This is a genomic window from Xanthomonas hortorum (assembly GCF_024339125.1).
Classification (GTDB): domain Bacteria; phylum Pseudomonadota; class Gammaproteobacteria; order Xanthomonadales; family Xanthomonadaceae; genus Xanthomonas; species Xanthomonas hortorum.
Genome location: NZ_CP101417.1, coordinates 3615635 through 3634899 on the forward strand (window position 1 = coordinate 3615635; position 19265 = coordinate 3634899).

General features: G+C 64.3%; 8 protein-coding genes. All 8 read left to right on the forward strand.

The window, feature by feature from the left end:
• The first annotated feature begins 95 nt into the window (after positions 1-95).
• The 8 genes from NMB96_RS15595 to xylB all read left to right on the forward strand — a co-directional run bounded on the left by NMB96_RS15595 (position 96) and on the right by xylB (position 19230).
• A complete protein-coding gene (locus NMB96_RS15595; protein WP_255085217.1) occupies positions 96-3026 on the forward strand; it encodes a TonB-dependent receptor in 2931 nt (976 codons plus the stop codon).
• A 336-nt stretch (positions 3027-3362) separates the two neighbouring features.
• The gene (locus NMB96_RS15600) at positions 3363-6086 is read left to right on the forward strand and encodes a TonB-dependent receptor (protein ID WP_255085219.1); all 2724 of its coding nucleotides are present in this window, start codon (positions 3363-3365) and stop codon (positions 6084-6086) included.
• Between the two features lie 108 nt (positions 6087-6194).
• Entirely contained in the window at positions 6195-8459 is a 2265-nt protein-coding gene (locus NMB96_RS15605; protein WP_255085220.1) for a WD40/YVTN/BNR-like repeat-containing protein, read from the forward strand.
• Between the two features lie 106 nt (positions 8460-8565).
• Positions 8566-10482 (forward strand): sialate O-acetylesterase, encoded by a 1917-nt coding sequence (locus tag NMB96_RS15610; RefSeq protein WP_255085222.1) that lies wholly within the window; start codon positions 8566-8568, stop codon positions 10480-10482.
• Between the two features lie 11 nt (positions 10483-10493).
• Positions 10494-12233 (forward strand): GH35 family beta-galactosidase GalD, encoded by a 1740-nt coding sequence (galD, locus tag NMB96_RS15615; RefSeq protein WP_255085228.1) that lies wholly within the window; start codon positions 10494-10496, stop codon positions 12231-12233.
• 124 nt (positions 12234-12357) lie between these two features.
• Positions 12358-15261, forward strand: a complete 2904-nt coding sequence (locus tag NMB96_RS15620; protein WP_255085229.1) for a TIM-barrel domain-containing protein — start codon at positions 12358-12360, stop codon at positions 15259-15261.
• Positions 15262-15352: 91 nt separating this feature from the next.
• Positions 15353-17740: a glycoside hydrolase family 95 protein gene (locus NMB96_RS15625; protein ID WP_255085231.1), complete on the forward strand. Its 2388-nt coding sequence runs from the start codon at positions 15353-15355 to the stop codon at positions 17738-17740.
• Positions 17737-19230 (forward strand): xylulokinase, encoded by a 1494-nt coding sequence (gene xylB / locus NMB96_RS15630; protein ID WP_104551024.1) that lies wholly within the window; start codon positions 17737-17739, stop codon positions 19228-19230. The genes NMB96_RS15625 and xylB overlap by 4 nt, the downstream gene beginning before the upstream one ends.
• The last annotated feature ends 35 nt before the right edge of the window (positions 19231-19265 follow it).

Here is a 19265-nt window from a genome sequence, read left to right on the forward strand (position 1 = left end):
GCACGCTCGCGTGCGGATCCCACACGATCGTGCGGCCCGCTTGCGGTGCCGCGACAACCAGTCTTCAGTCGTCTTGCGTCCTGGGAGGGATTCGGATGTACACCTTTTCAAGCCATGCACCGGCAGGTACGGGCGTGCGCGCTCGCCGTACCTTGCGTTTGCCTCATTCCGCCATGGCCGTCAGCATTGCGCTGCTGCTCGCAGCGCCGGTTTATGCTCAGCAGGCGCAGACGTCCCAGAACGCTCCGCTCACCAATGCCGGCGGCAACGCCGTGGATCTGGATGCGGTGGAAGTGCGCGGTGTGCGCGCCAGCCTGATCAAGTCGCAGGTAATCAAGCGCGACGCCAGCCAGATCGTGGATTCGGTCAGCGCCGAAGACATCGGCGCCTTGCCCGATCGCAGCGTCACCGAAACCCTGCAGCGCGTCAGCGGCGTGACCATCGATCACTTTGCCGCGCGCAGCGACCCCGATCACTTCTCGGCCGAAGGCAGCGGGGTGATGATCCGCGGCCTGACCCAGGTGCGCGGCGAACTCAATGGGCGCGACATCTTCAGCGCCGCCAGCGGCCGTGGCCTGAGCTTCGAGGACGTGCCGGCCGAGCTGATGGCCGGTGTGGACGTCTACAAGAATCCCTCGGCCGAAATCATCGAAGGCGGCCTGGGCGGCACGGTCAACCTGCGCACGCGCATGCCGTTCGACAATCCGGGCCGGATCGTCGGTGGCAATGTCGATTACAACTACGGCGACATGAGCAAGCAGTACAAGCCGTCGGCCTCGTTCCTGTTCAGCGATCGCTGGGACACCGGCATCGGCGAAATGGGCTTCATGATCGACGTTGCGCATTCGGAGCTGGCAACGCGCTCGGATGGCATCCAGGTCGAACCGTACGTGCGGCGTACCGATGAGGCCGTGCTGGCCGGCAGCGGGCGCAGCGAGGTGTTCGTGCCGGGCGGGGTGAACTGGCGTCAGCTGGATTTCGAGCGCAAGCGCGACGGCATTGCGGCCGCCTTCCAGTGGAAGCCGACCGATGCCACCGAGATCTATGCGCAGTTCCTGCGTTCGCGCTACGAGATGAACTGGCAGGAGCGCGCGGCGTTCTTCAACGACAGCAACAACAGCATCACCCCGGCGCCGGGCACCACCTTCGACTACGACGATCGTGGCGGGTTTCTGCGGGGCTCGCCGGTGTCCAGCTCGTGGCGCGGGGTGCTTACCGGCGACGGCGTGCGCTTCAATACCGACAACCGCTATTCCGAGCAGCGCACCACTACCACCGACCTGTCGGTGGGTTTCAGCCACTTCTTCAACGACAACCTGCAGATCAAGGGCGATATGCAGTTGGTGCAATCGGAGAACGAGCAGCTGGATTTCACCTTGTTCAGCGCGACCTATCTGCCCGGGCTGTCTTATGACGTGTCGGGCAAGTATCCCAGCGTGCAGATCGCCAACCCGGCCTTCACCCAGGATCCGTCCAATTATTTCTGGGCGGCGGCGATGGACCACCTGGGCAAGAATCGCGGGCGGCAGCTGTCCACGCGCGTGGATCTGGAATACACCTTCGATGACAGCAGCGGGTTGCGCTTTGCGCGCTTCGGCATGCGCGCCACCGACCGCAACCAGATCAACAAGAATTCCGGCTACAACTGGGGCGTGATCTCCGACAACTGGGCAGCGATTCCAGGCACCAGCAACGGCCTGGCGAATATGTCGGAGTTCATGACCGACCAATCGTCGCTGTTCACCTTCTCCAACTTCTTCCGTGGCGGCGTGAACGTGCCGACCACCCTGGTGGTGCCCAACAGCAGCCTGGTCAACAACTATGGCTCGGCCTCGCAGATGATCCAGCAGATCGTGGCGCTGCGCGGCTATGGCTGGGCACCGGACACCTATCAGCCGCAGGACACCAACCGGCAGTTTGAGCGCACCCAGGCGGCGTATGCGGCGCTGTATTTCGGCAACGACGAGGCCTGGGGCATTCCGGTGGACGGCAACGTCGGCATCCGTGTGGTGCAGACCAAGACCCAGGCCGAAGGCTTCGGGCAGTTTCAGAATCTGGCCGGGCTCAATGTTTCGCCCGAACTGCAGGCGCGCTACACCGGGCAGTATTTCGAGAACAATTCCGAAGGCAGCTACACCAATGTATTGCCCAGCTTGAACCTGCGCTTGCGCTTCACCGACACCTTGCAGTGGCGCTTTGCCGCCTCCAAGGCGATGGCGCGCCCGGATTACACCCAGCTGCAGCCGTATGTGTTGCTCAACGTGGAGACCAACGACGCCGGCCAGGCCACCGACTTCGTCGGCACCGCCGGCAACCCGAACCTCAAGCCGATGGTGGCCAACCAGTTCGATACCGCGCTGGAGTGGTACTTCGACACCAGCGACATGCTGTACGCCACGCTGTTCTACAAGAAGGTCAAGGATTACTTCTCCACCCAGACCCGCAACGAGATCTACGACAACCGCCCGTGGCTGGTGACGCGCCCGTACAACATGGACGAGGGCACCATCCGCGGCGCGGAGCTGGGCTATACCCAGTTTTTCGATCAGCTGCCGGGCTGGCTGAGCGGGTTCGGCGTCAATGCCAACTTCACCTTTGTCGACAGCGAGGGCGGCGCCAACACCGCGACCGACCCGTACACCAACACCACCGTCACCGGCGTCGAGTTGCCGCTGGAAGGCTTGTCGCGGCGCAGCTACAACCTGGCCGGCATCTACGAGAAGGGCCCGTTGTCGTTGCGACTGGCCTACAACTGGCGCTCGCGCTATCTGCTGACCACCAGCGACGCGGCCACGCGCCTGCCGACCTGGGCCGACGACTACGGCCAGCTTGACGGCTCGTTCTTCTATCGCTTCAACGACCATCTGCAATTGGGCGTGCAGGCCAATAACCTGACCAATACCGTCACCAAGGTGTTGATGGGGCCGACCTCGTACGAAGGGGGCGAAGTGGACCCGCGCTTGTACACGCGTTCTTCGTTCGTCAACGACCGGCGCTATTCGCTGGTGCTGCGCATGAACTGGTAAGCGTGCTCGATCACGGTTCCGGCTGCGTTGGTTCGCAGAGTTGAGCCCGTTTCGGTGAATCCGGCAGCCTGGCCCGCAACGCCAGACCTGCCGGGTTTCTCTATGTTGCTATAGGTTTCAGGAATAGCTCGCCAGGAATATTTCATTGGTGTGGCATGACAGCCGCGCCCTATGCTCCGGCCGCAGCCGCTAGGTAAGCCTTATCGGGATTACCACGCATCCAACCAGTCGCAGCCTTTGCCGTGTGCGGATGCGGGCCAGCAACAACGACGGGCAGGGCGTTCGCGCACCCACCCGCTAAAAATTAGCAGTACATGCGTCCTGGGAGGGAGCACCATGTCAGTGCAACATCGCCACATTCCGGCAGGCCGGACTGTGGGTCAGCGTTCGATCCGTGATTTCCGCCGCTCCGTGATGGCCATCAGTGTGGCCACGCTGCTGAGCGCGCAGGCCTATGCGCAGGACGCGACCACCACTGCTGCTCCAGCGCAGGACCCGACCACCCAGCAGCTCGACACCGTGCAGGTCACCGGCACCCGCAGCAGCGTCACCAAGGCGCAGCTGGTCAAGCAGAACGCCGAGCAGATCGTCGATTCGATCGTTGCCGAAGACATCGGCAAGCTGCCCGACAACAACGTTGCCGAGGCGCTGCAGCGCATCTCCGGCATCCAGATCACCCGCAATTACGGCGAAGGCAGCTCGATCGCCATTCGCGGCCTGACCCAGGTGCGGACCGAGCTCAATGGCCGCGACATCTTCACCGCCAACGACGGCCGTGGCCTGAGCTTCGAAGACGTCTCTGCCGAGTTGCTTGGCGGCGTCAACGTCTACAAGAATCCCTCGGCCGACATGATCGAAGGTGGCCTGGGCGGCACTGTGGATCTGCGCACGCGCCTGCCGTTCGACTATGACGGCCGCAAGATCGCCGGCAGCGTCCAGTACAACCATTACGACCTGGCCGACGACGGCAAGCCGGCGTTCTCGGGCCTGTTCAGCGATCGCTGGCAGACCGGTATCGGCGAGATCGGCCTGCTGGTGAATTATTCGCAGCAGAAGAGCCCGTTCCGTCAGGACACCATTTCGATCGAGCCGTGGTACACGCAGACCGATCTGCCGGGCTATGAAGGCCAGGAAGTGTCGGTGCCGCACGGCGCCGGCATCAACACCACCGTCGGTGAGCGCGAGCGCAAGACCGGCGCATTTGCGATGCAGTGGCGCCCGAACGATTCGGTCGAGGTCTATACGCAGGTGCTGCGTTCGGAATACGACTTCAGCTGGCATGACTATTCGTTCTTCGCGCTGACCGGCACGAACAACATGCAGGGCTTGCCCGGCATCCAGGTCAACGACCGCAACGAATTCGTCGACGGCTCGTTCCAGAATGTGCCGACCGAATCCAACACCAGCCTGACCGAACGTCACTCGGTGACCACCGATTACTCGCTGGGCGGCAAGTGGACAGTCAACGAGAAGCTGACCCTGAGCACCGACTTCCAGTATGTCGATGCCACCACCACCGGCACGCGCTACATCCTGTCCACCGGTCAGTCCACCAGCCCGCAGTTCAACGTCGATTTCCGTGGCGACCTGCCGCGTTTGTCGGTGACCGATTCCAGCGGTGCGGAAGGCTATCTGGCCGACGTCAACAATTACGACGGTTGGCGCTATCACCTGGATAACAAGGACGACAACAAGGGCACTGAGTTCGCCTGGCGCGCCGATATGGACCTGGCCTTCGACAGCGACTTCGTGCGCAGCTTCAAGGCCGGTGTGCGCTACACCGACCGCGATGCAGAGACCAAGGGCAACATCTATCGCTTCATGTGCATCAACAACTGCGCAGGCGCACCGTTCTCGCAATTCCCGAGCGTGGGCGTGGTGACCAATCCGATCACCGATTTCTTCCGCGGTGAAAGTCATGCATTTGGGCCGACCCTGACCGCATCCGATGCGGCGGTGGCCAACTACCAGCAGACGCTCGCCACCTTCGGTGCCAGCCCGCTGGAGTTTTCCCCGAACAACATCAATGCGCAGACCGAGAAGACCTACGCGGCCTACGGTGTATTGCGCTTCGGCGTGGACAGCGATTCGATCCCGTTCGACGGCAATATCGGCGTGCGCGTCGTGCGTACCGAGGTCGGTTCCACCGGTGTGCGTACCGGCACCGATGGCGAGGGTGGCGGTCTGATTCCGGTGGATGCACAGCAGACCTATACCGACGTGCTGCCGAGCTTGAATCTGCGCTGGATGCTCAGCGACACGCTGCAGTGGCGGTTTGCGGCCTCGCGCGGCATTTCGCGTCCTACTTTCGACCGCCTCAATCCGAACCTGAGCCTGAGCACCGGCAGCTCCAACGGTGCCTCGACCTTTACCGGCAGGGCGGGCAATCCCGATCTGGAGCCGGTCAAGGCCGATCAGTTCGACACCGCGCTGGAGTGGTACTTCGGCCAGGGCTCGATGATGTACGGCACCCTGTTCTACAAGAAGATCGAAGGCTTCATCGCCGACAGCGTGTTCAACGAGGTCTACGATGGTCGCGTGTGGCAGATCACCCGCCCGGTCAACGGCGATGCCGGCAAGATCCGCGGTGCGGAACTGGGCTATACGCAGTTCTTCGACTTCCTGCCGGGCTGGCTGAGCGGCTTCGGCCTGCAGACTAACTACACCTATGTCGACAGCGAGGCGCCGAGCCCCACTGCCACCGACACCAACGGCCAGGCACTCACCGTGCCGCTGGAAGGGTTGTCCAAGAACAGCTACAACGCGATCCTCAGCTACGAAACGGCGCGCTTCCAGGGCCGTGTGGCCTACAACTGGCGCAGCGACTGGCTGGTGACCACCGCAGGCAACGGCACTGAAAATCTGCCGGTCTACAACAAGGGCTTCGGCCAGCTGGATGCCTCGCTGCGTTTCAACATCAATAATGTGTGGTCGATCTCGCTCGATGGCGTGAATCTGCTCGATACCCGTCGCGAAAGCTATCTGGGTTCCGAGTCGCGCTACCGCGACTTCGTGATCAACGATCGTCGGTATGGCCTGACCTTGCGGGCCAGCCTGTAGAACGTGCCGTAGGAAGGGCGTCTCCGGTCCGGCGAGCTGTGCAGGCAGCTCGTTGGACCGGTGTTTTCCAGTCGGTGGCCATCATCGACCGCAAAGGGAGCCGGAGGAATGATCGTCATGATCGATCCGCCTACTGAGCGCCGTCGTCTTCGTACGCAAGCGTGGCAGGCCGGTCTTTGGGCGTTGCTGCTGTTGGCGTCTGTCTTTCGGCTGCATGCCGCCGATTCCGGTGCGCAGGGGCCTTACCAATGGCGCAGCGTTGCCATTGGCGGTGGCGGATTCGTCACCGGTGTGCTGTTTCATCCCGCAGAGCGCGATCTTGCGTATGCGCGCACCGATGTCGGTGGCGCCTACCGTTGGGATGCGCGTGCGCAGCAGTGGATCGCACTGACCGATTGGTTGGGTGCCGACGACTGGAATCTGATGGGGATCGACGCATTTGCGGTCGATCCTGCCGACCCGAAGGCGCTGTATCTGGCCGCGGGCACCTATATGCACGAGCGCGCCGGCAATGCCGCGGTGCTGCGCTCGTTCGATCGCGGGCACAGCTTCGAGCGTGCCGAGTTGCCGTTCAAACTGGGCGGCAACCAGCTGGGGCGTTCCAATGGCGAACGCTTGGCAGTGGACCCGCACGATGGCCGCGTGCTGTTGCTCGGTTCGCGCGATGCGGGTCTGTGGCGCAGCACCGATCGCGGCGCGCACTGGGCGCGTGTGGAGGGGTTTCCTGCCGAGGCACTGGCGGGTTCCACTGCGCGTAATCATGTCGGGCGCGAGCAGGCGGTGGGCATCGCGTTTGTCGTGTTCGATGCCGCCAGCGGCCGCGCTGGTGCGCCCACGCCGCGGATCTATGTCGGTGTGTCCACTGCGCAGACCAGTCTGTATGTGTCCGAAGACGCGGGTCGCAGCTGGTCGGCAGTGGCCGGGCAACCCAAGGGTCTGCGTCCCAGTCATATGGCCGGTGGTAGCGATGGGCAGTGGTATCTGAGCTACGGCGACCAGCCCGGCCCGGATCTGATGGCCGGTGGCGCGCTTTGGAAATACACCCCGGCGCAGGCGGGGTCGCAGGCGCGCTGGAGCGAGATCAGCCCGATCGCGCAGCCGGCCACTGGCGATGGTTTCGGTTGGGGCGCGGTGGCGGTGGATCCGCAACAGCCGCAGGTGCTATTGGCCAGCACGTTCCGCCGCTCACCGCGCGATGAAGTGTTCCGCAGCGTCGATGGTGGTCGCAGCTGGACGCCATTGTTGGCCGCCTCGCAGTTCGATCACAGCGCCGCGCCGTGGACCGCGCAGGCAACGCCGCACTGGATGGGCGCATTGGCGATCGATCCGTTCGACAGCAATCACGCGATGTTCGTTACCGGCTACGGCATCTGGGCCTCGCGCAATCTGCAGGATTTCGCCAAGCAGCAGCGTCCGTTGCAGTGGTGGTTTCAGGACCGTGGGCTGGAAGAAACCGTGCCGCTGGATCTGCTCAGCCCGATGCAGGGCGCGCATCTGCTCAGCGCGCTGGGCGATATCGATGGCTTTCGGCATGACGATCTGGACAGTGCGCAATTGCAGTACGCCGGCCCGCGCCTGACCAATGGCGAAAGTATCGATGCCGCCGGGCAGGCCGCGCAGTGGGTGGTGCGCAGCGGCACCGTGCGTAATCGCCGCAACAATGAAATCCGCGCGCTCTACTCGCGCGATGGCGGCGCGCAGTGGACGGCGTTTGCCAGTGAGCCGCCGGCAGGGCAGGGCGCCGGCAACATCGCCATTTCCGCCGACGCATCCCACGTTGTATGGGCGCCCGAGAAAGGCGGTGTGTGGCGCACAGCCGATTTCGGCAAGCAGTGGCAACGTGTGCAGGGTCTGCCCGACACTGCGGTGGCGGTGGCCGATCGCGTCGATGCGCGGCGCTGGTATGCGGTTGACACCGCAAGCGGGCGCTTGTTCGAAAGCAGCGATGGCGCAGCGAACTTTCGCGACACCGGTGCGCAGGTCGGCAGCCCGGCGCGCGATGAGCGTGCGCGTCCGCAACTGCGCCCCGATCCGTGGCGTGCGGGTGTGGTGTATCTGGCCAGCCCCACGCTTGGCGTGATGCGCTGGCAGGACGGTCGTTTGCAAACCTTGTCCACGCCGGACCAGGCGCGTTCGTTGGGCATCGGCAAGGCACTGCGCGAGGGTGCACCGCCGGCGCTGTATCTGGCCGGCCGCGTGCGTGGTGTGGACGGTGTATTCCGCTCCGACGACGACGGCGCGCACTGGTTGCGCATCAACGACGACGCGCACCGTTTCGGCAAGCCGTACAGCGTGACCGGCGATCCGCGCATCCCCGGGCGCGTGTACTTCGCTACCGGTGGGCGTGGCATTTTCTACGGCGATCCACGATGAGCGCTGCGTGCCTGCGCGCGTCATCGCGCTGTCTTACTGTATGCGGCGGCGCGTGCTGTCGCTTTGTTGCGCGCCGAGTGGCTGCGCCGACTCTGGAGATCACTGCATGACCGCTTCTTTCATCCGTCGTGGCTGCCTGTTGGGCCTGGCGCTGATCAGCCCCGCCGCGTTGGCGCAACCGACCCTGCCATTGTTGTTTGCCGATGGCGCAGTGTTGCAGCGCGACCAGCCGATGCCGGTGTGGGGCTGGGCATCGCCGAATGCCGCCATCACGGTCAGCTTTGACGGCAAGCGAGCCACCGCCAAGGCCGATGCGAAAGGGCAGTGGAAGGTGAGTCTGCCCGCGCACAAGGCCGGTGGCCCTTATGTGTTGAGCGTGCAGGGCGACGGCGGCGAGCTGCAGGTGCGCGACGTGCTGGTCGGCGATGTGTGGCTGGCCAGCGGCCAATCGAACATGGAGTGGCCCTTGGCGCAGGCCAGCGATGGTCCGCAGGCAGTGGCTGACGCCAACGACCCGCAGCTGCGTCACTTCAAGGTGCCCAAGTCGTGGTCGGTGCAGCCGGAAGCGCGCCTGACCGGCGGCGACTGGAAAGCGGCGACGCCGGAGAATGCCGGCGAGTTCACTGCAGTGGGATATTTCTTCGCCAAGGAGCTACGTGCCAGCACCGGCGTGCCGATCGGCATCGTCAACAGCACCTGGGGCGGCAGTGCGATCGAAGCGTGGATGGATGCGGCTTCGCTGGGGTTGAACGCCGACCAGAACCAGGGCGCGATCGAAGCGATCAAGCAACGCGATGCCGCCGCGCAGGCCGCCACCGGCAAGCGCATCGCGCGCTGGCCCAAGGTGGACGGCGACATGCCGCAGTGGCGCGAAGCGACGTTCGACGATAGCGACTGGGACAGCATCCCGACGACCCAGCAATGGGAACTCAGCGGCTATGACGGCATGGATGGTATCGCCTGGTACCGCACCACGGTCACCTTGAGCGCTGCCGAGGCCAAGGCCGGTATTGCGCTGGGCGTGGGCCAGATCGATGACTCCGATATCACCTATGTCAACGGCACCCAGGTTGGCCAGACCACCAAGCAGTGGAACCTGCCGCGCGTCTACACCGTGCCGCCTTCTGCACTGCATGCAGGCGTCAACCACATTGCGGTGCGGGTGGAAGATCTCAGCGGTGGCGGCGGCATGCATGGTCCGGACGAGCAGCGCTTTGTGCAGACCACCGCCGGTGCCAAGCGCGCCTTGAGCGGTTGGAAGTTCCGCCCCGCGGCCGTGCGCGTGTCGCTGGCCGACAACAAGAATCAGCTGCCCACGCTGCTGTACAACCAGATGATCCATCCGCTGCAGCCGTTCCCGGTCAAGGGCGTGATCTGGTACCAGGGCGAAACCAATGCCAGCGACACCGGCGCGGTGAAATATCGCGAGCAGTTCGCGGCGATGATCCAGCAATGGCGCGCCGAACGCGGTGCGAAGACGCTGCCGTTTCTGTGGGTGCAGCTGACCAACTTCAAGGCCGGCGGCGACAAGGGCGATATGAGCCCGTGGGCGCTATTGCGCGAGTCGCAATCCAAGACGCTGGCGCTGCCGGCGACCGGGCAGGCGGTGATCATCGATATCGGCAACCCCACCGATATCCATCCCACCAACAAGCGCGATGTCGGCCATCGTCTGGCGCTTGCGGCGCGGCATGTGGCTTATGGCGAAACGCTGGTGTACAGCGCGCCGGTGTTCAAGCGCGCAAGCTTCGCCGATGGCCAGGCAGTGCTGAGTTTCGATCTGCAAGGCAGTGCCTTGCAGGTGCGTGGCGGTGGCCAAGTGCAAGGCTTCCGTGTCGCCGGTGCCGACAAACAGTTCCAGCCGGCCACCGCGCAACTCGATGGTGATCGCGTGATCGTGCGCAGCGATGCGGTGCGCGCACCGGTCGCTGTGCGCTACGGCTGGAGCGAGAACCCGGACGACGCCAACCTGGTCAATCGCGAACACCTTCCTGTTTCCCCCTTCCGCACCGATACCTGGTGACACGGAGTCTTATGTCCATGCATTCCCCCGTTGCACGTGTGATCGCTCCTTCCACTGCACGCCGTTGCCTGCGTCCGCTGTTGCTGTCCGCGCTGACGCTGGCCTTGGCTGCGTGCCAATCTGGCGAGCAGGACAAGGCCAAACCGGCCGCCGTTGCACCAGCTGCCGGCACCGCAGCGACCACCCCTGCCACTGCGGCTGCGCCGGCTGCGCAGACACCGATGCCGCAGTTCGTCAGCAAGGACGGCAAGCATGCGTTGATGGTCGATGGCGCGCCGTTCCTGATCCTGGGCGCGCAGGTCAACAACTCCAGCAACTATCCCGGGGTGATGGACAAGGTGTGGCCGGCGATGCAGGTGCTGGGCCCCAACACCGTGCAGGTGCCGATCGCCTGGGAGCAGGTTGAGCCGGAAGAAGGCAAGTTCGATTTCTCCTTCGTCGATACGTTGCTGACACAAGCGCGCGAGCACAAGGTGCGGCTGGTGCTGCTGTGGTTTGCGACCTGGAAGAACAACGGCCCGGCGTATGCGCCGCATTGGGTCAAGACCGACAACCAGCGCTTCCCGCGCGTGGTGACGCGCGAGGGCAAGGCGATCGGGTCGCTGTCGCCGCATGCGCAGGCCACATTGGATGCAGACCGCAAAGCCTTCGTCGCCTTCATGCAGCATCTGAAGCAAGTCGATCCACAGCACACCGTGATCATGATCCAGCCGGAGAACGAGCCGGGCACCTACGGCAGCGTGCGCGACTTCTCGCCGATGGCGCAGAAGCTGTTCGACGGCCCGGTGCCGGACGAACTGCTCAAGCGCTTGAACAAGCCGCCGGGCAGCTGGGCGCAGGTGTTCGGTGCCGATGCCGACGAGATCTTCCATGCCTGGTCGATCGGTCGCTACATCGATCAAGTGGCCGAAGCCGGCAAGGCCGAGTACCCATTGCCGATGTACGTCAACGCCGCACTGCGTGGCCCGTTCAATCCCGGCCAGCCCGGTCAATACGCCAGCGGTGGTCCCACCGACAACGTGCTGGATGTGTGGAAGGCCGCCGGCCCGCATATCGATCTGCTGGCGCCGGACATCTACATGCCCGAGTACCGCATGTACACCACGGTGCTGGAGCGTTACGCACGTGCTGATAACGCGCTGTTCGTTGCCGAAACCGGCAACCGCCCCGAGTACGCGCGTTATCTGTTCCCCACGCTGGGCCACGACGGCATCGGCTGGTCGGCGTTCGGCATGGACTACACGCGTTATTCCAACTATCCGTTGGGCGCCAAGCACGTCAACGAAGAAACCTTGGCGCCATTCGCGCTCGGTTTCGACCTGGTCAAGCGCGGCATGCGTCCGTTCGCCAAGGCCGCGTCCGAAGGCAAACTCCACGGCACCGCCGAAGAACCCGGCCAGGCGGTGCAGGAGCTCAAGCTCAACGAGCGCTGGAGCGCCACCATCACCTATGGCGTGCCGCAGTTCTGGTTCAAGGGAGAGCCGCCGGGCAACCCCGAACCGATCGGCGCGGCCTTGATCGCCGAGCTCGGCCCGGACGAATTTCTGGTCACCGGTTACCACGTGCGCGTGACCCTGCATCCGGCCAGCGAGGCGACCGCCAACATGCTGTACGACCGCGTCGAGGAAGGCGTGTACGAAGGCAGCGACTGGAAGTTCGAGCGCAACTGGAACGGCGACCAGACCGATTACGGCGTCAATTTTTCCAGTGCGCCGCAGCTGCTGAAGATCAAGCTGGCCACCTACAAATAAGTGCGGCGACCAGCGTCGCTGCGCAATCGGCTCTCTGTGCAGCACGCTGTCAGCCACGTCGAATCCATCGAACCCATGCGCTGCCGCCCCCGCGGCACCGCTTCGTAATTCCAAGGGAGTGAACATGCAAATCACCAATCGTTCCGCCGGCCATGCGCCTGCCACCCGACGTACACCGCTCGCGCATTGCCTGGCGTTGTCGCTGGCCCTGCTGGCCAATGCCGCGCATGCGCAGGAAGTGCGCAAGGCCGCCGATGGCGTCACCGTGGTGCCGAGCGCCAAGGGCGCCGCACCGGTGCGCCTGCAGGTGGTGGATGCCGGCATCATCCGCGTCAGTGCCGATCCGGATGGCGACTTCGCGCGCACGCCCAGCCTGATGCGCGTGCCAGTGCAGGGCGATGGCAAGTTCCAGCTGGCCGAGCAGGGCGACAGCGTGCAGCTGAAGACCGGCAAGGTCACCGCCACGGTGTCCACCGTCGATGGCCATGTCAGCTTCGCCGATGCCAATGGCAAGCCGGTGCTGTCGGAATTGGCTGGCGGGCGCAGCTTTGCACCGCTCAAGGTCGAAGGCAAGCAGTACCTGAGCGTGCGTCAGCGCTTCCAGTCGCCCGACGACGAAGCGCTGTACGGCTTCGGCCAGCATCAGCAGGGCTGGATGAATCAGAAGGGCCGCAACGTCGAGTTGCAGCAGAACAATATCGATATGGCGGTGCCGTATCTGGTCTCCAGCCGCAACTACGGCCTGCTGTGGGACAACAACTCGATCAGCCGCCTGGGCGACCCGCGCGGCCTGCAGCCGCTGCCCAAGACGCTCAAGTTGTACGACGCCAAGGGCAAGGCCGGCGCATTGACCGCGCGCTACGCGATCAACGGCAAGCAGATCGTCGAGCGTCGCGAGAGCGAGGTGAACTACCAGTACCTCAGCGACCTGACCAAGTATCCGAAGAAGGCAACGACCAAGGACAAGGACAGCCGCATGCAGGTCACCTGGGAGGGCGAGATCGAAGCGCTCACCGGTGGCGAGCACACCTTCTCGCTGTATTCGAGCGAATACGCCAAGTTGTACGTGGACGGCAAGCTGATCATCGATCGCTGGCGCCAGAACTGGAACCCGTGGAATCACGAGTTCAAGCTCGAGTTGGAGCCGGGCAAGCGCCACACCGTCAAGGTCGAGTGGGACCTGATCGACCCCAGCTATATCGCGCTGCTGCATCGCGACCCGCTGCCGGCGACCGAAGCCAAGGATTTGTCGCTGTGGTCCGAAGCCGGGCAGATGATCGACTACTACTTCGTCTCGGCCGATTCCTACGACCAGGCGGTTGCCGGCTATCGCGAACTCACCGGCAAGTCGGTGATGCTGCCCAAGTGGGCCTATGGCTTCTGGCAGAGCCGCGAGCGTTACAAGAGCCAGGATGAGCTGGTGGGCGTGCTGGCCGAATACCGCAAGCGCAAGCTGTCGCTGGACAACATCGTGCTGGATTGGTCGTACTGGCCGGAAAACGCCTGGGGCTCGCACGATTTCGACCCGCAGCACTTCCCGGATCCGGATGGCATGGTCAAGTCCGTGCACGACATGCACGCGCAGATCATGATTTCGATCTGGCCCAAGTTCTATCCCACCACCGCCAACTACAAGGAGCTGGATGCCGCCGGTTTCATGTACAAGCGCAATGTCGAAGTGGGTGAGCTGGACTGGATCGCCAAGGGCTACAAGAACTCGTTCTACGATCCGTATTCGGAAAAGGCGCAAGCCATCTACTGGCGCCAGGTCAACGAGAAGCTCAACAGCAAGGGTTTCGATGCATGGTGGATGGACGCCGACGAGCCGGACGTGCATTCCAACCTGGACATCGGCGAGCGCAAGGCACGCACCACGCCGACTGCGTTGGGCCCGTCCACCGAGTTCTTCAATTCGTATCCGTTGCCGCACACCCACGGCGTGTACGTAGGTGACCGTGCGGCCGACGACAAGCGCGTGTTCATCCTGTCGCGCAAGGGCTATGCCGGCACTCAGCGCAATGCGGTAGCGGTGTGGAGCGGTGACATCGTCTCGCGCTGGGATGACATGCACGACCAGATCTCCGCGGGCGTGAACATGGCGCTGTCGGGCCTGCCCAACTGGACCTTCGACATCGGCGGTTTCGCGGTGGAGAAGCGCTACGAAAACCAGGACCCGGCGCATCTGCCGGAATGGCGCGAGCTCAATACGCGCTGGTTCCAGTTCGGCGCCTTCGTGCCGATCTTCCGCTCGCACGGCCAGTTCCCGTACCGCGAAATCTGGAACATCGCCCCGGAAGGCACACCGTTCTACGACAGCATGGCCTACTACAACCGTCTGCGTTACGCGTTGCTGCCGTACATCTACAGCCTGGCCGGCGACACCTATCAGCGCGACGGCGTGATCATGCGCGGCATGATGATGGACTTCCCGAACGACCCCAAGGTTCGCGACATCAACGACCAGTATCTGTTCGGGCCGGCGTTCCTGGTCGCACCAGTGACCCGCTTCGGCGCGACCTCACGTCAGGTGTATCTGCCGGCCGGCAGCAGCTGGCTGGATTTCGCCACCGGCAAGCGCTACGAAGGTGGCCAGAGCATCGAAGCGGCCGCGCCGATCGAGCGCATGCCGTTGTTCGTGCGCGCCGGTTCCATCGTGCCCACCGGCCCGGTGCAGGAATACGTGGACCAGACGCCGGATGCACCGCTCACTGTGGTGGTCTACACCGGCGCCGACGGCCAGTTCTCGCTGTATGAGGACGACGGCAAGGGCTACGGCTACGAGAAGGGCGAGTTCAGCCGCATTCCGCTGAGCTGGAACCAGGCCAAGGGCGAGCTGAGCATCGGCAAGCGCGAAGGCAGCTGGACCGGCATGCAGGCCAAGCGCACCGTCAACGTGCGCTTCGTCGACGGCCCGCGCGACGACGCCGGTGCGCTCGAGCCCAAGACCGACGCCAGCATCCAGTACGACGGCAAGCCGGTCAGCGTGTTGCAGCGCAAGATTGCGTCCGGCAAAGCGCGTCGTCGATGATCGCGGGTCGTTGTCAGTCAGTGAGTGCGCAGATGCCGGATCGCCGCGAGGCTCGGGCGTGCAGGTCCGGTCATGCAGCACGGTGGTGCACGTGCTGACCCGCAGGGAAGTCTGCAAGGCAACCGGTGCCGCACTCGCGGTGCTGGGGGCTGCGCCGGCCGCGTCCGCGGTTGCTGCGCCGGCAGTCGCCAAGGCAGCTGGCAAGCAATCGCTGCCTGCCGTCGCGGCCGGCGATGCCTTGCAGCTGTGGTATCGCGAACCGGCCAACGAATGGGTACAGGCCTTGCCGGTCGGCAACGGCCGGCTGGGCGCGATGGTGTGGGGCGGCATTGCCCACGAGCGCCTGCAACTCAACGAAGACACGTTGTACGCCGGCGGCCCGTACGACGCCACCAGCCCCGACGCGCTGGCGGCCTTGCCACAGGTGCGCGCACTGATTTTTGCCGGGCGCTATGCCGAAGCCGAAGCACTGGCCGACGCCAAGTTGCTCTCGCGTCCGCTCAAGCAGATGCCATATCAACCGCTGGGCGATCTGCTGCTGGATTTCGACCGTGCCGACGGCATCAGCGAGTATCGCCGTCAGCTCGATCTGGATACCGGCGTTGCCACCACCACGTTTCGTTCCGGCGGCGCAGTGCATCGGCGCGAGGTGTTCGTATCTGCGCAATCGCAGTGCATCGTGGTGCGCCTGTCGTGTGATCGCCCCCGTGCGGTTTCCTTGCGCGTGGGCATCGACAGCCCGCAGACAGGCGAGGTCACGGTGGAGCAGGGCGGCCTGCTGTTCAGCGGTCGCAACGGCAGCTTCGCCGGCATCGACGGCAAGCTGCGTTTTGCGTTGCGCGTGTTGCCGCAGATCAAGGGCGGCACAGTCAGCGATCTGCGCGACCGCTTGCGCATCGAAGGCGCCGATGAAGTGGTGTTGCTGCTCACTGCCGCCACCAGCTACCAACGCTACGACGCCGTCGATGGCGATCCGCTCGCGCTGACTGCAGCAAGTTTGAAAAAAGCAGGCAAGCTGGACTACGCCGCATTGCTGCGTGCGCATCTGGCCGATCATCAGCGGCTGTTCCGGCGCGTGGCGATCGACCTCGGCACCAGCGAAGCGGCGAAGCTGCCCACCGACGAACGCGTGCAGGCGTTTGCCAAGGGCAATGACCCGGCACTGGCGGCGATGTATCACCAATTCGGCCGGTACCTGCTGATCTGCAGCTCGCGTCCAGGTTCCCAGCCGGCCAATCTGCAGGGCATCTGGAACGACCTGATGCAGCCGCCGTGGGAAAGCAAGTACACCATCAACATCAACACCGAGATGAACTACTGGCCCAGCGAGGCCAACGCGCTGCACGAGTGCGTCGAACCGCTGGAATCCATGGTGTTCGATCTGGCCAAAACCGGGGCGCACACCGCACGCGCGATGTACGACGCGCCCGGTTGGGTGGTGCACAACAACACCGACCTGTGGCGCCAGGCCGGGCCGATCGATGGCGCCAAGTGGAGCCTGTGGCCGATGGGCGGCGTGTGGCTGCTGCAACAGCTGTGGGACCGCTGGGATTACGGCCGCGACCGTGCCTACCTGGGCAAGATCTATCCCTTGTTCAAGGGCGCGGCGGAGTTCTTCGTCGCCACGTTGGTCAAGGATCCGCAGACCGGCGCGATGGTGACCAATCCCTCGATCTCGCCGGAAAACCAGCATCCGTTCAATGCTGCGCTGTGTGCCGGCCCCACCATGGACGCGCAACTGCTGCGCGATCTGTTCGCGCAATGCATCGCGATGAGCAAGCTGCTCAAGGTCGACGACGCCTTTGCGCAACACCTGAGCACGCTGCGCGAGCAACTGCCGCCCAACCGTATCGGCAAGGCGGGGCAGTTGCAGGAATGGCAGCAGGACTGGGATATGCAGGCGCCGGAGATCCATCACCGTCACGTTTCGCATCTGTACGCCCTGCATCCCTCCAGCCAGATCAATCTGCGCGATACGCCCGAGCTTGCCGCTGCAGCCAAGCGCACGCTGGAAACACGTGGCGACAACACCACCGGCTGGGGCATCGGCTGGCGCCTGAATCTATGGGCACGTCTGGCCGATGGCGAGCATGCGTATCGCATCCTGCAGCTGCTGATTTCGCCCGAGCGCACCTACCCGAATCTGTTCGACGCGCATCCGCCGTTCCAGATCGATGGCAACTTCGGCGGCACCGCCGGCATCACCGAGATGCTGTTACAAAGTTGGGGTGGCAGCGTGTTCTTGCTGCCCGCATTGCCCAGTGCCTGGCCGCGCGGCAGTGTGCGCGGGTTGCGCATCCGCGGCGGTGCCAGCGTGGACCTGGAATGGGACGGCGGTCGCCTGCAGCAGGCACGCGTGCACAGCGACCGTGGCGGGCGCTATCAACTGTCTTACGCAGGGCAGATCCTGGACCTGGAACTGGGCGCCGGTCGCACCCAGCAGGTCGGCCTCAACAACAACCGATTGGTGACGCAATGAGCTTGTACATAGGACTGGATGTGGGCACGCAGAGCGTCAAGCTGGTGGCCTACGATCCGCAAGAGCGCGCCGTGGTGGCCACCATCGCCGCGCCCATGGAGCTGATCAGCCGCGACGACGGCACCCGCGAGCAACAGGCGCAGTGGTGGATCGACGGCATCGTGCATTGCTTCGCACAGCTCGATGGAGAGCTGCGTGCGCAGGTGCGCGGCATCTCGGTCTCTGGCCAGCAGCACGGCTTTGTGCCGGTGGCCGCCGATGGCAGCGTCACCGCACCGGTGAAGCTGTGGTGCGACACCAGCACCGCGCGGGAGTGCGACGAGATCATGGACGCGGTGGGCGGCGTGGCCGGCACTGTGGCCACTGCAGGCAACCCGATCATGGCCGGCTATACCGCCTCCAAGTTGCCGTGGACGCGCAAGCATCGCCCCGAGGCGTACGCCGCGATGACCACGGTGATGCTGCCGCACGATTACGTGAACTTCTGGCTCACCGGCGAGCGCTTCACCGAAGTCGGCGATGCCTCCGGCACCGGCTGGCTGGATGTGCGCACCCGCCAGTGGTCCGAGCGCATGCTCGGCGCGATGGATGCACAGCGCGACTTGCGCGCTGCATTGCCGCCGCTGGTGGAAACCGGAGCGGTGTATGCGTTGTCCGACGCAGCTGCAGAAGCGCTGAATCTGCCGGCCGGCGTGCGTGTCACCACCGGTGGTGGCGACAACATGATGGCCGCGATCGGCACCGGCAACGTGGTGCCGGGTCGCCTGACCATGAGCCTGGGCACTTCCGGCACCTTGTTCGCATATGCCGATCACCCGGTGGTGGACGACGACGCACGCTGGGCCGCGTTCTGCTCGTCCAGTGGCGGTTGGTTGCCGCTGATCTGCACGATGAACTGCACCGTCGCCACCGAGGCGGTGATGCAGATGTTCTCCATCACCCGCGAGCAGACCGAGGCGCTGATTGCCAGCACCACACCGGGCGCCGATGGCCTGGTGTTGCTGCCGTTCTTCAACGGCGAGCGCACCCCGAATCTGCCGTCCGCACGCGGTTGCCTGTTCGGCATGGAGTTGCACAACACCACGCCGGCGCACTTCTATCGCGCCGCGATGGAAGGGGCGACCTACAGCTTGCGCAACGGCTTCGATGCCTTCGTTGCCGCGGGCCTGCAGTTCGACACCATCCTGCTCACCGGCGGCGGCAGCAAGAGCGCGCAGTGGCGGCAGATGGTGGCCGACATTTTCAATCTGCAGGTCGTGGTGCCAACCCAGCCCGAAGGCGCCGCCTTCGGTGCCGCGCTGCAGGCGTTGTGGGCGTGCGATCGCGACGACGGCGGCGCAGACGCATTGTCGGATGTGGTGCTGGAGCATTTGCAGACCGACGAGGCGCTATCGGCACGCCCGGATCCGCAGCGCGTGGCCCAGTATCAACAGCATTACCAGAACTTCCTCAAGCACCTGCAGGTCGTCAGCCCGCTCTACGCCGGCTGATCGACAACCCCCTTTACAACTCCCCCAGCAGCAAG

Excerpts from the sequence above, each read along its gene's own strand:
- NMB96_RS15595 (WP_255085217.1), top strand. The coding sequence starts at position 96 with ATGTACACCTTTTCAAGCCATGCACCGGCAGGTACGGGCGTGCGCGCT.
- NMB96_RS15600 (WP_255085219.1), top strand. The coding sequence starts at position 3,363 with ATGTCAGTGCAACATCGCCACATTCCGGCAGGCCGGACTGTGGGTCAG.
- NMB96_RS15605 (WP_255085220.1), top strand. The coding sequence starts at position 6,195 with ATGATCGTCATGATCGATCCGCCTACTGAGCGCCGTCGTCTTCGTACG.
- NMB96_RS15610 (WP_255085222.1), top strand. The coding sequence starts at position 8,566 with ATGACCGCTTCTTTCATCCGTCGTGGCTGCCTGTTGGGCCTGGCGCTG.
- galD (WP_255085228.1), top strand. The coding sequence starts at position 10,494 with ATGTCCATGCATTCCCCCGTTGCACGTGTGATCGCTCCTTCCACTGCA.
- NMB96_RS15620 (WP_255085229.1), top strand. The coding sequence starts at position 12,358 with ATGCAAATCACCAATCGTTCCGCCGGCCATGCGCCTGCCACCCGACGT.
- xylB (WP_104551024.1), top strand. The coding sequence starts at position 17,737 with ATGAGCTTGTACATAGGACTGGATGTGGGCACGCAGAGCGTCAAGCTG.